This is a genomic window from Paenibacillus sp. 3LSP, from assembly GCF_032465655.1.
Lineage (GTDB): Bacteria > Bacillota > Bacilli > Paenibacillales > Paenibacillaceae > Fontibacillus > Fontibacillus barengoltzii.
In genome coordinates this window covers 20,726-32,883 of the sequence record NZ_JAWDJI010000085.1, presented here as the reverse complement: position 1 = coordinate 32,883, position 12,158 = coordinate 20,726, and the positions used below count along the sequence as shown (strand labels likewise).

12 protein-coding genes and 1 pseudogene are annotated in these 12,158 nt (G+C 49.4%); 10 read left to right on the top strand and 3 right to left on the bottom strand.

Features of this window, described 5'->3' with window-relative positions; genetic code table 11:
* The first annotated feature begins 290 nt into the window (after positions 1-290).
* From RW092_RS06755 to RW092_RS06735, 5 genes are all read left to right on the top strand, one after another.
* Positions 291-1,070 (top strand): arginase family protein, encoded by a 780-nt coding sequence (locus RW092_RS06755; RefSeq protein ID WP_016313015.1) that lies wholly within the window; start codon positions 291-293, stop codon positions 1,068-1,070.
* A 225-nt stretch (positions 1,071-1,295) separates the two neighbouring features.
* Positions 1,296-1,916, top strand: coding sequence for a DUF6273 domain-containing protein (locus RW092_RS06750; protein WP_316009838.1), 621 nt, complete (start codon positions 1,296-1,298; stop codon positions 1,914-1,916).
* A gap of 453 nt (positions 1,917-2,369) precedes the next feature.
* Entirely contained in the window at positions 2,370-3,539 is a 1,170-nt protein-coding gene (locus tag RW092_RS06745) for a DUF4317 domain-containing protein (RefSeq protein WP_016313017.1), read from the top strand.
* A gap of 36 nt (positions 3,540-3,575) precedes the next feature.
* Positions 3,576-4,142, top strand: a complete 567-nt coding sequence (locus RW092_RS06740) for a DUF4256 domain-containing protein (RefSeq protein ID WP_085279897.1) — start codon at positions 3,576-3,578, stop codon at positions 4,140-4,142.
* Positions 4,143-4,144: 2 nt separating this feature from the next.
* The gene (locus RW092_RS06735; RefSeq protein WP_316009837.1) at positions 4,145-5,011 is read left to right on the top strand and encodes a spermine/spermidine synthase domain-containing protein; all 867 of its coding nucleotides are present in this window, start codon (positions 4,145-4,147) and stop codon (positions 5,009-5,011) included.
* Between the two features lie 67 nt (positions 5,012-5,078).
* On the opposite strand, the gene RW092_RS06730 is transcribed toward RW092_RS06735, so the two are convergent.
* Entirely contained in the window at positions 5,079-5,579 is a 501-nt protein-coding gene (locus RW092_RS06730; protein WP_316009836.1) for a CarD family transcriptional regulator, read from the bottom strand.
* Between the two features lie 151 nt (positions 5,580-5,730).
* On the opposite strand from RW092_RS06730, the gene RW092_RS06725 reads away from it, so the two are divergent.
* The gene (locus RW092_RS06725; RefSeq protein ID WP_016313021.1) at positions 5,731-6,201 is read left to right on the top strand and encodes a MarR family winged helix-turn-helix transcriptional regulator; all 471 of its coding nucleotides are present in this window, start codon (positions 5,731-5,733) and stop codon (positions 6,199-6,201) included.
* A gap of 122 nt (positions 6,202-6,323) precedes the next feature.
* Here the strand turns inward: RW092_RS06725 and RW092_RS06720 are convergent, their stop codons facing one another.
* Positions 6,324-7,205, bottom strand: coding sequence for a LysR family transcriptional regulator (locus RW092_RS06720; RefSeq protein WP_016313022.1), 882 nt, complete (start codon positions 7,203-7,205; stop codon positions 6,324-6,326).
* Positions 7,206-7,395: 190 nt separating this feature from the next.
* Here RW092_RS06720 and zwf point away from each other — a divergent pair, with 190 nt between their 5' ends.
* From zwf to RW092_RS06700, 4 genes are all read left to right on the top strand, one after another.
* Positions 7,396-8,928, top strand: a complete 1,533-nt coding sequence (gene zwf, locus RW092_RS06715) for a glucose-6-phosphate dehydrogenase (RefSeq protein WP_085279892.1) — start codon at positions 7,396-7,398, stop codon at positions 8,926-8,928.
* Between the two features lie 67 nt (positions 8,929-8,995).
* Entirely contained in the window at positions 8,996-9,661 is a 666-nt protein-coding gene (gene fsa, locus RW092_RS06710; RefSeq protein WP_028538526.1) for a fructose-6-phosphate aldolase, read from the top strand.
* A 48-nt stretch (positions 9,662-9,709) separates the two neighbouring features.
* Positions 9,710-11,122, top strand: a complete 1,413-nt coding sequence (gndA, locus tag RW092_RS06705) for an NADP-dependent phosphogluconate dehydrogenase (RefSeq protein WP_316009835.1) — start codon at positions 9,710-9,712, stop codon at positions 11,120-11,122.
* 174 nt (positions 11,123-11,296) lie between these two features.
* Positions 11,297-11,971: a uracil-DNA glycosylase gene (locus RW092_RS06700; protein WP_016313026.1), complete on the top strand. Its 675-nt coding sequence runs from the start codon at positions 11,297-11,299 to the stop codon at positions 11,969-11,971.
* Between the two features lie 6 nt (positions 11,972-11,977).
* Here RW092_RS06700 and RW092_RS06695 read toward each other — a convergent pair.
* Positions 11,978-12,067, bottom strand: a pseudogene (locus RW092_RS06695) (SDR family NAD(P)-dependent oxidoreductase); the annotation flags it as partial.
* Positions 12,068-12,158: the final 91 nt, after the last annotated feature.

Here is a 12,158-nt window from a genome sequence, read left to right as displayed (position 1 = left end):
CGGGGTTCGCGTTCCAGGCATCTTAAATGACTGCCCACGCTAGCTTGACACTGACGCCTATGTGCATCTACTTGCGAAAAACAATCAAAAGTGCCATTCTATTTTTAGGAGCCATTTTGTGAGATTTCTTGCTTTGATGCCCGGCATCACTGTAACAAATTTCGCACAATGGCTTCGTTGTGTAGCAATGAAACGATTCTTAATAAGAGAACATTCTTGCTGAGACTGACAGAATCATTGTGAAGTTCCTGTACATTAAGCCCTGCTTAAAGAATTAGGAGTGTGAAACAATGGATAGCAGAACGAAAACAAGCGGAATTTCCTTGTTAAACTTCGATGGAACTTTGAAACAACAACCATGGCTTCGGGGATACCCCGGCGAGTGGATCGATTTTTCCGATCTACACAGTTGCCAAGGTTACTGCAGCGATGAATCCTTGCGTCAAATTCAATTTCGGTTAAAATCGCGAAAGTATAAAAACATTACTTTGATCGGGGGCGGGAATTATCACTACGTTACCTATTTGTTGCTGTCCGAAATCCAGCATCCGTTCTCGCTGATCCTGTTCGATCACCATACCGACCTTGCATTTAACGACGATGTTCCGCTTATTTCTTGCGGCTCTTGGGTCAGTATGGCACTGCAAACTTTACCACTGCTAAACCGCGTGGTCATCATCGGTGCGAATACGTTAAATCTCTTCCAAGCCTCTGGCATCCCCGATAAGGTCACCGTCATCTCGGAGCAAGAGGTTCGTCGTTTGTCCCCTGTTGATATTGTCAGGGCCATACGCTCCGTTTTACCAGACGGACCGGTTTATATCAGTGTAGACAAAGATGTCCTTGATCCGGATAATGCGGTCACCAATTGGGATCAGGGGAGCATGACATTGCGACAATTGCTGGATGTGATCCGAGAGTTGAAACGACTTCGACCGATCGTCGGAGAGGATATTTGCGGAGAATTGCCTCTATCCCCCGTCGATGTTCTGTGCGACGAGCGGGTGCCGCAGCTAAAGAAGAACGAGATCGCGAACAAGGCGATTGTTGATATTTTGCTAGCTGGCTGACATAAATCGAATGTGCGCGTATTACACATGACTTCGATCGCATACAATCATATTTATACATTAAAGGGTTTCCGGAGACGACGAAGTCAGGAATCCCTATTTTTTTGCGCGTTAACCATTAGTAACGAAATATACAGAAAAATCGTCCTTTGAGTTATACAATGGATCTGATAACAAAGAAAGGTAAATGCCAAGATATACTTTCTTCGGACGAGGAGGAAGAAGATGAGTGAGTTTCATATCGGCTCGGTGGTGACCTTCGGCGGCTATCTCTGGCGCATTCTTGATCTACAGCGGGGTGCGGCCTTGATGATTACAGAACATATCATTGAACAACACTCCTATCATAATTGCGCTGATGATGTGACTTGGGCGGACTGCTCGCTGAGAAAATATCTGAACGGTAAGTTTTACAACAAATTCACTCCAGCCGAGCAATTAAGAATCGTTCCGGTATTGAACAATAACCCCGACAACCCGTGGTACGGTTCAAGAGGTGGAGAAGATACTCAGGATTTTATTTTTCTTCTAAGCATTGAGGAAGCCGTGTGTAAATATTTCGGAGACAGCCGCCAGAACCTGGAAAACCGCAGCGCCAAACAACGATACTGGTTTCAAAAGAAAGATGAAAACAACGACAGGCGAAAATCAACGCTGGATGGGCATGGCTGGTGGTGGTGGCTTCGCTCACCTGGGCGTGACAATCGAAGAGCCGTATATATCCATGGCGACGGCAACGTAGGTATTCAGGGAAATGGCACCTTCCGCTATAACAGCATTCACATCCATCCTTCAACAGGCGACAACAAAGGCGGGGTTCGTCCCGCGCTGTGGCTGAGTTTATAAACTAGATGAACGGGAGGTGAACGAAGTTGACAAATCAAGAAATTATACGAATTCATCCGCCCCTGCATCACCGGTAACATTCGATACCCAGAGTGTAAATCTTTCTGTTGTACGAAAGTGTCCATAGTGACATTATCACAGAAGAATAACAGAGGTCACTGTTTCGTTGACGTTATTACAAAAGGTAACAGTTCCCACCACGCCTCTTTACAATGCGTACCAAGGTGGGCCTTTTTTTTATCTGGGGTGGATCTATGGAATCTAGTTCTGTTCTTCGCGCTTGGGGTCATCTTTCTTATTGTTGGGTTCATGAAATAAAACGCACACATCTACAACTCCCCCGCTTAGGCCCAAACTTGACGGTTTGGGTCTTTTTCATTTTTTACGTACCATGACAGAGGGCGAGCATTATAGTACAATGCAAATATTGAATTTTTGCAAAGGGGAATTATCTTGATCAAGAAGGAAATCGCTTATATCCGCAAGCAATTCAAGCTGGATCATGAAAGACTAAGTATTTACGACATCCTGAACGTCTATATTATGAAGGAAACCAACGAAATCTATCATTTTGAGCGTACGCCATTTGAGCTGTTAGAGAGAGAGAAGCAGGAATTGCACATGGGCAATTTCAAAAGACTGCTGTCCGGTGAATTGGATCAGAAGCTGTTCGAGGTCAAGTTCCAGGAGCATCCGGAAACGGACAAGCCAGCACAGGAACTGCTGCATCAAGCTCTCGTAACCGGAGATGCCGACGAGTGGCATGATTTGATGCTTCTGCTGGTGGAGAAAATGCTGGAGGATACGACGTATGAACGGGATACGGTGATCACCTTCGTACGCGGCCAATACTACAAGCCCACCAAGGAGCGCAATGAAGAAGCCGAGGAGAGCGAAACCGATGAAATGTTTGCCAATCCGTTTATTTTGTGCAGCATCAATTCGACCGAACCCCAACGCAAAACGCTGATGTTCGATTATGTCGAACGCGAGTTTAAGTACAACGTGATCGTTGACCCGATCATCAAGCTGCGCTCGCCGGAGCAAGGCTTCTTCTACCCCAGCATCACCGACGGCTTCTCGGATGTGAATCGGGTGCTCTATTGCGCGGGGAAGGCTAATGATCCCAATCAACATTTTATCGATCAGGTCCTGAACGCTGAGAAGACGGTAACCGCGCTGGAAGAGAGAGCGATCTTCGAGGAAATCGTCAAGGAAGTTGCCGGTGATCAGCTCGACGCCTCCACGATTGCAAGCGTGTATGAGGAAATTCAGCAGGTGATTGAAACCCATGAGGAGGAAGAACCGCCCAAGCTGGATTATCGGGATGTGGAACGTGTGCTAACCGCCAGCGGAGTGGAGAACGTGACGACAGAAAAAGTCGAGCTGGCCTACCAAACGGTAATTGATGACAAGAACTATGAAATCAAAGCAAGCAGCGTTGTTCCGAAGTTTACGTCCAAATCAATCAAGATCGAAACGAAGGTAGCCACGATCTCGGTCAGCCCTCAAGATTTAAAGTACCTGAAGCAAGTCAATTATCATGGAAAACGCTGCATTCTAATCGAAGTGGATGAGGATGCGGTGATTGAAGGGTTTACCCTAAGCACAGAAGAACTATAGTGGTGGAATCGATCACTTTATGAAGGAGGCTTCATGATGAATAACGAACCAAAGGACTTGTTGCCAGAACAACGTGAACAGTTGCTCCAAACTTTGCAAGCCCGCTTTGAGAAAAACATGAATCGCCATCCCGAGTTGACATGGGCCAAGGTCCAAGTGAAGCTGGAGGCACAGCCCGATAAGCTGTGGTCGCTCCACGAAATGGAACGGACCGGCGGCGAGCCGGACGTGATTGGATACGATGAGCAAACCAACCAATTCTTGTTCGTCGATTGTTCGGCGGAATCGCCTAAGGGCCGTAGAAGCGTCTGTTACGACCATGAAGCCCTGGAATCGAGAAAGCAGCATAAGCCCGAAGACAGCGCGATGAATATGGCGGCTGCTATGGGGATTGAGCTGTTAACGGAAGAGCAGTACCGAGAACTGCAGAAGCTGGGGAAATTTGATCTGAAAACCTCCAGTTGGGTGCAAACCCCTGCTTCCATTCGGAAGCTTGGCGGTGCCCTTTTCTGCGACCGTCGTTACGACACCGTCTTTGTGTACCATAATGGGGCAGAATCCTATTATGGCGCCAGAGGGTTCCGCGGGATGCTGAAGGTTTAGAGATGGAACACAACCGCGAGGACAATCACAAGCTTTTTGCTTTACTTAGCAGTTATCTTAACCATGCCCCCGATTTGATCGATGAGGCGGAGATTAACGAACTCGTGCAGAGCGGCGTCTCGACCGAGTACGCCTTCAAGCTGCTGCTCGCCGCTAAGTTTGGGCTCGATATCCTGGAGACCCCTCAGGATCGGGAGATGTTTCATCAGTATTTTGACCCAATGGTTCATCAGTTGGATCCTGCAGAGTATGAGCATAACCCGTATTATCGGAGCATCCGCCTCCCCGCCGCCCAGATTGGCGACTGCGAATTGAAATACGAAAGCTACAAGCCATTTGAGGGATTCGTATGCAACGATATTGTACAAACGGCGGATGGACGGCAGATTCCGCAGATCGGGTTCTTCCCGGTTGAATTCAAGTATCCGGCATTGCTGGAACAGGGACGAATCTGGATGACGGTGACGCCAAACGAGATCGCAACGATGAAGGAACCGATCGCGGATGCTTTTGGACGAGTTCTAACCTTTGGACTTGGTCTGGGCTACTACGCGTATATGGTTTCGGAAAAGGACAATGTGGACTGCGTGACGATTGTTGAGATCAACGAAAATGTGATTCGATTGTTCCAGCAACACCTTCTTCCCCAGTTCCCGCATGCTGAGAAGATTCAGATCATCCAGGCGGATGCTTTCGAGTTTGCCCGCACCCGTCTGGCCCAGAAGGCTTATGACTATGTGTTCACTGATCTATGGCATGACGTATCCGATGGGATCAACCTGTATCTTCGAATGAAGCAAATCGAACGACAGCATCCTAAGACTCATTTTTCGTATTGGATTGAAAAGTCGATTCAATGTTATCTATAAAGACATAAAAAAGAGAGGTGCGTCTGCATCTCTCTTCTTCTATATATTAATTAATGAACACTGCTGATCACTGTTTCACAGCAACCTTCTCCTCGACGGCCTGCAAGACATCATCGATGGAGATGTTCAACGAGATGGCCATCTCTTGAAATAAAGTATTCTCTATGCTCAACAACAGCTGGTTGTCTTGGTTGCCGAGCTTCTTATGATTTTCCTCGGACCATTGTTTCTTGCGTATCAACGTATTAGCTACCTTCGCGATTTCCTCTCGTTCTCCTGTCTTCACTATCGCGCTGTATTTGTGATGCCGTTCATGATTGTTATCGATCCATGGAATGCCTTGCTCCATAAACGAGTCAATTAAGGTCATCGCTTCCTCCGGCCCCATCAATTTCTGCAATTGCAAGGGCGCCTTATCAACCGGAATGCTGATCTTCAAGGTCTCATTGCTTAGTGGATGCAATTCATAATAAGTCTTGGAAACCCCGGCCAGCGATTTCACGCAAACCTCGTCGATGCGGCAAACTCCATGCACCGAATAACTGATCAAATCCCCCTCATGAAACATGGTCGTGATCCCGCCTCTCTATTTTGTCAACTAAGTTGACTATCAACAGTATACTCTTTTTTTGCAAAATTGTCAACTAAATTGACAATCTGCAATCGTTTTTTGTATAGTGTAGGAGAACTAGCAACCGGCACGGAAATGGAGTGATCCCATGCATCCCAGATTTGAAACTCTGGATCTCATCGACCTAATCAGCGAACGTCATGTTCAGCTTCGCTCCATTCGCGAACAAGTGTGGAACGAACGGAACGAGATGTATATCTCCAACTCAGAATGGTTTATCATGGCCAGGATTTATCAGCAAAATCCCACGATATCTCAAGTGACCAGGCAAGTCGATATTTCCCGGCAGGCGACACATAAATTCATCAAGAGCTTGGAAGCCAAAGGGCTGGTAGAGGTTATGCCCGCCCAGCATAATAAGAAGGAAAAAAGCTTGAGATTAACGCCTTTGGGCGAAAGCTGTTATGAGAAGAACACCACCATCAAGGCAGCGCTGGAACAGATCATTGCGGAAGCGTTGGGAGCCGAGCAGGTCGAAATGTTAAAGAAGCTGCTCAAGGCGGATTGGGGAAAGTTAAACGATCTTCACGACATGAAAAAAGGAAGGGAATCCTTTTAGAATCCCCTTCCTTTTTTTTAATTACATCCCGACAAATACGTTGTGGCTGAGTGGACCCCATTTCGAGCCGCCGTAGCCATTCATTCCTTGCAGGCTGACGAAACAAGGGAGCACAATATGGGTTAGAGGCTAAATTCCTCCATAAACTTCTGGGCTGCGGTAGTGAGCGGCACGTTCCGCATATTCATAATGCCCACCTGAGACGGCGGCAGCTCTACGTCCAGCTTGATTTCAAACAGAGACCCCTCTTCCAGTTCCTTCGACACGAACTCCCGAGCCACATAAGAAATTCCGAGTCCTTTGCGCGCCAATTCAATCAGCAGGTCGACGCTGCCCACCTCGATTTCCGGCTTCAACTCGAAGCCGTACTCATGAAACAGCTCCGTGATCGCCATCCGGGCACGGCTGTTACGGGAAAACAAGATAAGCGGGTGCTCCAGCAGCGTCTCCAGTGAAATCACCTTGTCCTTGAGATTGGCATAGGCACAGCCAGCCACGAAGCAGTCTTGCAGCTGAATGCCCTCCCGCACCTCGATATGCGGATCGACGATCGGCATCCGAGCTACGCCTAGGTCGATTTTCCCTTCCTTCAAATACCCCATGATTTCCGGAGTGGTTCCGTGCAGCAGTTGAATCCCCACTTCCGGATAACGTCGATGAAAATCCTCCAAATACGGAAGCAAGTAATGCTTAAACAACGAGTCGCTGCCGCCGATCCGAAGTACGCCGGTCTCAAGGTTTTTGAGCTCGGCCATCTTCTTCTCCGCCAGGGAGATCAAAATTTGCGATTGCTCGATATACGAGTACAAGATCGCCCCTTCCTGCGTCAATGATACTCCCTTGGAGTTGCGGTAAAACAACGTGAGGCCGAAGCTTTCTTCCAGCTGTTTAATCGCATGGCTGACGCTGGGCTGAGTCAGGAATAATGCATTCGCTGCTTGCGTCAAACTGCCGGTTTTGGCTGCCCAATAAAACACTTTGTATAGCTCATAATTGTTTGTCATAAACCTGGTCTATAGCTCCTGTCAAATATATTAATTTCACCTATGGTCATATTCGTATTATATTGGAGTCATTCCAAATAATCCATAGCTTCGAGGTGGGAATGGGCGAAGTCCTATCTTCCACGAACACAGATAACCTGTATTCAACGAATAGATAAATGGAAAGCTATGCTGAGAGGAGAGAAACTGGATGGATGCCAATACGTTTGTATTGTTTGGGGCAACTGGGGATCTGGCAAAACGTAAAATTTACCCTGCCCTGTTTAACTTGTTTTTGGATGGAAAGCTGCCTGAGGTGTTTAGCGTCATCGGTTTGGGCCGCAGAGAATGGTCGGATGAGACCTTTAAGGCAAACATCGAACGATCTCTGCACAGCTTTTCCCGACGGGAAGCTAGCGATGCTGAGGCTGTGACTAAATTTCTCAGCTTCTTCCGCTATCATGTCTTGGACGTCGATCGCAAGGAAGACTACCAAAGCTTGCTGAAGCTCATTGAAGAACGCGAACAGGCCCTAGGGGCGGAGCCCAATCGGTTATTTTATCTGTCGGTTGGTCCAGAGCTGTTTGAGACGATTGCCAATCATATTCAAGACAGCGGACTCGGCGACACGAAAGGCTGGAAACGGCTTGTCATTGAAAAACCGTTTGGCCGCGACCTGCAATCCGCTCGTGATTTCAATGCACAGTTAAGCAAAGCTTTCACTGAAGATGAAATTTTCCGCATCGACCACTACCTCGGTAAACCGATGGTACAGAAGCTTCATCTGCTGCAGCAAACGAATCCGGTGCTCCAGGCTTCCTGGAACAACCGCTATATCGCTAACGTGCAAATTACGGCCAGCGAAACCGTTGGCGTTGAGGAAAGAGCCGGGTATTACGACCATTCCGGTGCACTGCGCGACATGTTCCAAAATCATATGCTGCAACTGCTGATGATGCTTGCCGCTCATCTGCCGAAAGGCGACGATTCGGAGCAAGTGCGCTCCAAGAAGAAGCATGTCATGCAATCGCTGGAGCCGCTGCTGCGTCAAGACGTCGCAACCCAAGTGGTTCGCGGTCAATATACAAGCGGGACAATTCAAGGAAAACCGGTGGTTGGTTATAAAGACGAAGCCGGGATCCCGCAGGAATCCCAAAACGATACCTTCATCGCAGCCAAACTGCAAATCGAAGATGACTTCTGGCGCGGGATTCCGATTTACATCCGTACCGGCAAACGCATGAAGGAGAAAGCAACTCGGATCGTCATTGAGTTCCGTGAACCGGTGAAGCAAGTCTCCAACACGAACAACGGCGGCAAACCGAATTTGCTTGTGTTCGAAATCAGTCCAAACGAGGGCATTTACCTGCGCCTGAATACGGAAGGCGAAGCGCAGCAACAAGATCTCACGAAGGTGCTGATCGGCTCCCATAAGAGCGGCAGCGAAGTGCCTGAAGCCTATGAGAACCTGATTTATGACGCGCTCCGCGGCGACTCTTCCTTCTTCGCGCATTGGGATGAAGTCGAGTTGTCCTGGAAATGGGTGCAACCCATCCTGGATGCATATGCCGCAAATGAGGTGCCGTTATACCCATACCCTGCAGGCAGCTTCGGCCCGCAAGCGGCGCACGATCTGCTGGCCAAAGATGGGTTCGAGTGGTGGTTCGACCGTGAAAGCGAAGCGGCAACCTCCGCCAAAAATACCGGCAACACATCGTCTCAAGCGTCCTTATCCATTAAGTAACAGGGAATATGGAATTTCTTGTCCCTGATCGTTTAAATCTAAAAATTATAAATTTGGAGGGATCACGATGAAATTTTTTGTTGACACAGCCAATCTGGAAGACATTCAAAAAGCCTATAAAATCGGCGTCTTATCCGGGGTGACAACCAATCCTTCCCTCGTTGCCAAAGAAGGCGTTAAGTTCGAAGACCGCATCGAGGAAATTTTGAAAGCCGTCCCTGACGTGGAGTCCGTCTCTGCGGAAGTCACGCCGGACGCAGTGACGGCTGAAGAGATGATTGCCCAAGCGGAAGAACTGATCAAAATCAACAACAATGATCCGCGAATCACGATTAAACTGCCAATGACGCTGGCTGGTCTTGAAGCCACCAAATATTTGGCGCAAAAGGGCGTCAAGACCAACGTCACCTTGATCTTTACGGTCAACCAAGCTTTGCTGGCCGCTCGTGCAGGGGCAACTTATGTATCGCCGTTCCTCGGCCGCCTGGATGATATCTCCGAAGACGGCGTGCAGCTGGTATCGAAAGTGGCAGAGCTGTTCCGGGTCCATAACCTGGATACGCAAATCATCGCCGCTTCTGTCCGCCATCCGGACCATGTGACCCGCGTGGCTCTGGCCGGAGCGCATATCGCAACTATTCCGTTCGCTGTCATTGCGCAACTGGCTAAACACCCGCTGACCGATCAAGGGCTGGAGAAGTTTGCAGCTGACTGGAAGAAATCCGTAAAATAAGTGCTTTTCCCTATAGACTAGAGAGGATAGGTTTGGAGGTAAATAGATATGAAAAAACAACAAATCGGCGTGATTGGTCTCGCCGTCATGGGCAAGAATCTCGCGCTGAACATTGAAAGCAAAGGCTTCTCCGTTGCATTGTACAACCGCTCGCCGGAGAAAACCAAAGAACTGCTGGAAGAAGCGCCGGGCAAAAATTTCGTTGGCACCTACAGCATTGAGGATTTTGTGCAATCGCTGGAAACGCCGCGCAAAATTTTGATTATGGTCAAAGCCGGCAAGCCAACCGACGACACGATTAACCAACTGGTTCCTTACCTGGATAAAGGGGACATCCTAATCGACGGCGGGAACGCCCACTTCCCGGACACCCAACGCCGCAACAAGCTGCTGGAAGCGCAAGGTATCCGCTTTATCGGTGCCGGTGTCTCCGGCGGTGAGGAAGGTGCGCTGAAAGGCCCGGCGATCATGCCAGGCGGACAACGGGATGCCTACGAGCTGGTTGAACCGATCTTGACGGCGATTTCGGCCAAAGTGAACGGCGATCCTTGCTCCACCTACATCGGTCCAGATGGTGCCGGTCACTACGTGAAGATGGTTCACAACGGGATCGAATACGGGGATATGCAGCTGATCGGCGAAGCCTACCATCTGTTGAAGGATGTTCTCGGGCTGAGCGTCGATGAACTGCACAAGATTTTTACAGAATGGAACAACGGCGAGCTGGACAGCTACCTGATCGAAATCACCGCCGACATCTTTGGCAAGAAAGATCCAGCTACCGGCAAACCGATGGTAGACGTGATCCTGGACTCCGCCGGTCAGAAAGGCACTGGGAAATGGACGAGCCAAAGCGCCCTCGATCTGGGCGTACCGCTGTCGATCATCACCGAGTCGGTGTTTGCCCGCTTTATCTCTGCGATGAAGAGCGAACGCGTGGCCGCCAGCAAACGGCTGAACGGTCCGGCTACGCAGCCGTATGACGGCGATAAAGAAGCATTCATTGAAGCGGTACGCAAAGCGCTGTATGCCAGCAAGATCGCATCGTACGCCCAAGGCTTCGCGCAAATGCGCCTCGCTTCCGAAGAATATGGCTGGGATTTGAATTATGGCGCCATCGCAATGATTTTCCGCGGCGGTTGTATCATCCGGGCCCGCTTCCTGCAAAATATTAAAGATGCGTACGACCGTGACCCGAATCTGAAAAACCTGTTGCTCGACGATTACTTCAAAAATGTTGTAGAGAACTACCAAGACGCTTGGAGACAAGTCGTTGCCACTGCCGTCACCCGCGGTATTCCGGTACCGGCCTTCTCCTCCGCTCTCGCGTACTACGACAGCTACCGTTCTGAACGGTTGCCAGCGAATCTGCTGCAAGCCCAACGCGATTACTTCGGCGCCCATACGTTCGAACGCGTGGACCAAGAAGGTACCTTCCATTTCCAATGGTTGGATAAATAAAATATACGAAAGCCGCGAGGTTCTTCTCGCGGCTTTTTTACTACGTTTTTGCACGGTCTAGCACAATGTTCCAAATCCAACCAATCGAGCACCTGCGCATGCGTTAAGGAGGAACTGCACCCGCTGATGTCGAAGCCTACATAAGCATTCTAGAACTTGCGAGGTGACGAAAGCTTGACGATTCTTCACAACGATTGGGCCCCCTTCCTGGAGCCCGAATTCAAGAAACCGTACTATCTACAGCTGCGCCAGTTTCTGGCGAATGAATACCGCACTCGTACGATTTATCCCGATATGTATGATATTTTTAACGCGCTTCATTATACGTCCTTCGCCGACACCAAAGTCGTGATTCTTGGCCAGGATCCATATCACGGCCCAGGACAAGCACATGGGCTCAGCTTCTCCGTCAAACCGGGAGTCAAAGCCCCGCCTTCCCTGCAGAACATGTTCAAGGAGCTGCGGGACGATCTGGGCTGCCAAATCCCTAATAACGGCTATTTGGTCCCATGGGCCAAGCAAGGCGTGCTGTTGCTCAACACCGTCCTGACCGTGCGGGCCGACACCCCGAATTCCCATAAGGATATCGGTTGGGAAACGTTCACCGACAAGGTGATTGAAACACTTAATGAGAAGCAGGAGCCGGTCGTGTTCCTGCTGTGGGGCAGCCATGCCCAGAAAAAAGCAGCCCTGATCACCAACCGCGAGCATCATTTGATCAAGTCGCCGCACCCCAGCCCTTTATCGGCCCATCGGGGATTTCTGGGCAGTCGGCCGTTTTCGCGGGCCAATCAATTTTTGCGCTCCAAAGGCTTGGCTGAAATCGATTGGCAGATTCCTGATTTGTAAGGCACTTTAGACGATGCTTCGCACCAAGCCTCCATCGATCCGCAATGCCGCCCCATTGATCGCCGATGACAGCGGGCTGCTGAGGAAAGTGTCGAAGCAACGGATTAACGGCTTCCCCGTGAGATTCCAGTAACCGACGCCCAGGCCTCGCATACGGTATAGGAAGAAGCCTAAACGAAAGGGGAAG

Excerpts from the sequence above, each read along its gene's own strand:
- RW092_RS06730 (WP_316009836.1), bottom strand. The coding sequence starts at position 5,579 with ATGTTTCATGAGGGGGATTTGATCAGTTATTCGGTGCATGGAGTTTGC.
- fsa (WP_028538526.1), top strand. The coding sequence starts at position 8,996 with ATGAAATTTTTTGTTGACACAGCCAATCTGGAAGACATTCAAAAAGCC.
- RW092_RS06755 (WP_016313015.1), top strand. The coding sequence starts at position 291 with ATGGATAGCAGAACGAAAACAAGCGGAATTTCCTTGTTAAACTTCGAT.
- RW092_RS06740 (WP_085279897.1), top strand. The coding sequence starts at position 3,576 with ATGAATAACGAACCAAAGGACTTGTTGCCAGAACAACGTGAACAGTTG.
- RW092_RS06750 (WP_316009838.1), top strand. The coding sequence starts at position 1,296 with ATGAGTGAGTTTCATATCGGCTCGGTGGTGACCTTCGGCGGCTATCTC.
- RW092_RS06720 (WP_016313022.1), bottom strand. The coding sequence starts at position 7,205 with ATGACAAACAATTATGAGCTATACAAAGTGTTTTATTGGGCAGCCAAA.
- RW092_RS06735 (WP_316009837.1), top strand. The coding sequence starts at position 4,145 with ATGGAACACAACCGCGAGGACAATCACAAGCTTTTTGCTTTACTTAGC.
- RW092_RS06725 (WP_016313021.1), top strand. The coding sequence starts at position 5,731 with ATGCATCCCAGATTTGAAACTCTGGATCTCATCGACCTAATCAGCGAA.
- zwf (WP_085279892.1), top strand. The coding sequence starts at position 7,396 with ATGGATGCCAATACGTTTGTATTGTTTGGGGCAACTGGGGATCTGGCA.
- gndA (WP_316009835.1), top strand. The coding sequence starts at position 9,710 with ATGAAAAAACAACAAATCGGCGTGATTGGTCTCGCCGTCATGGGCAAG.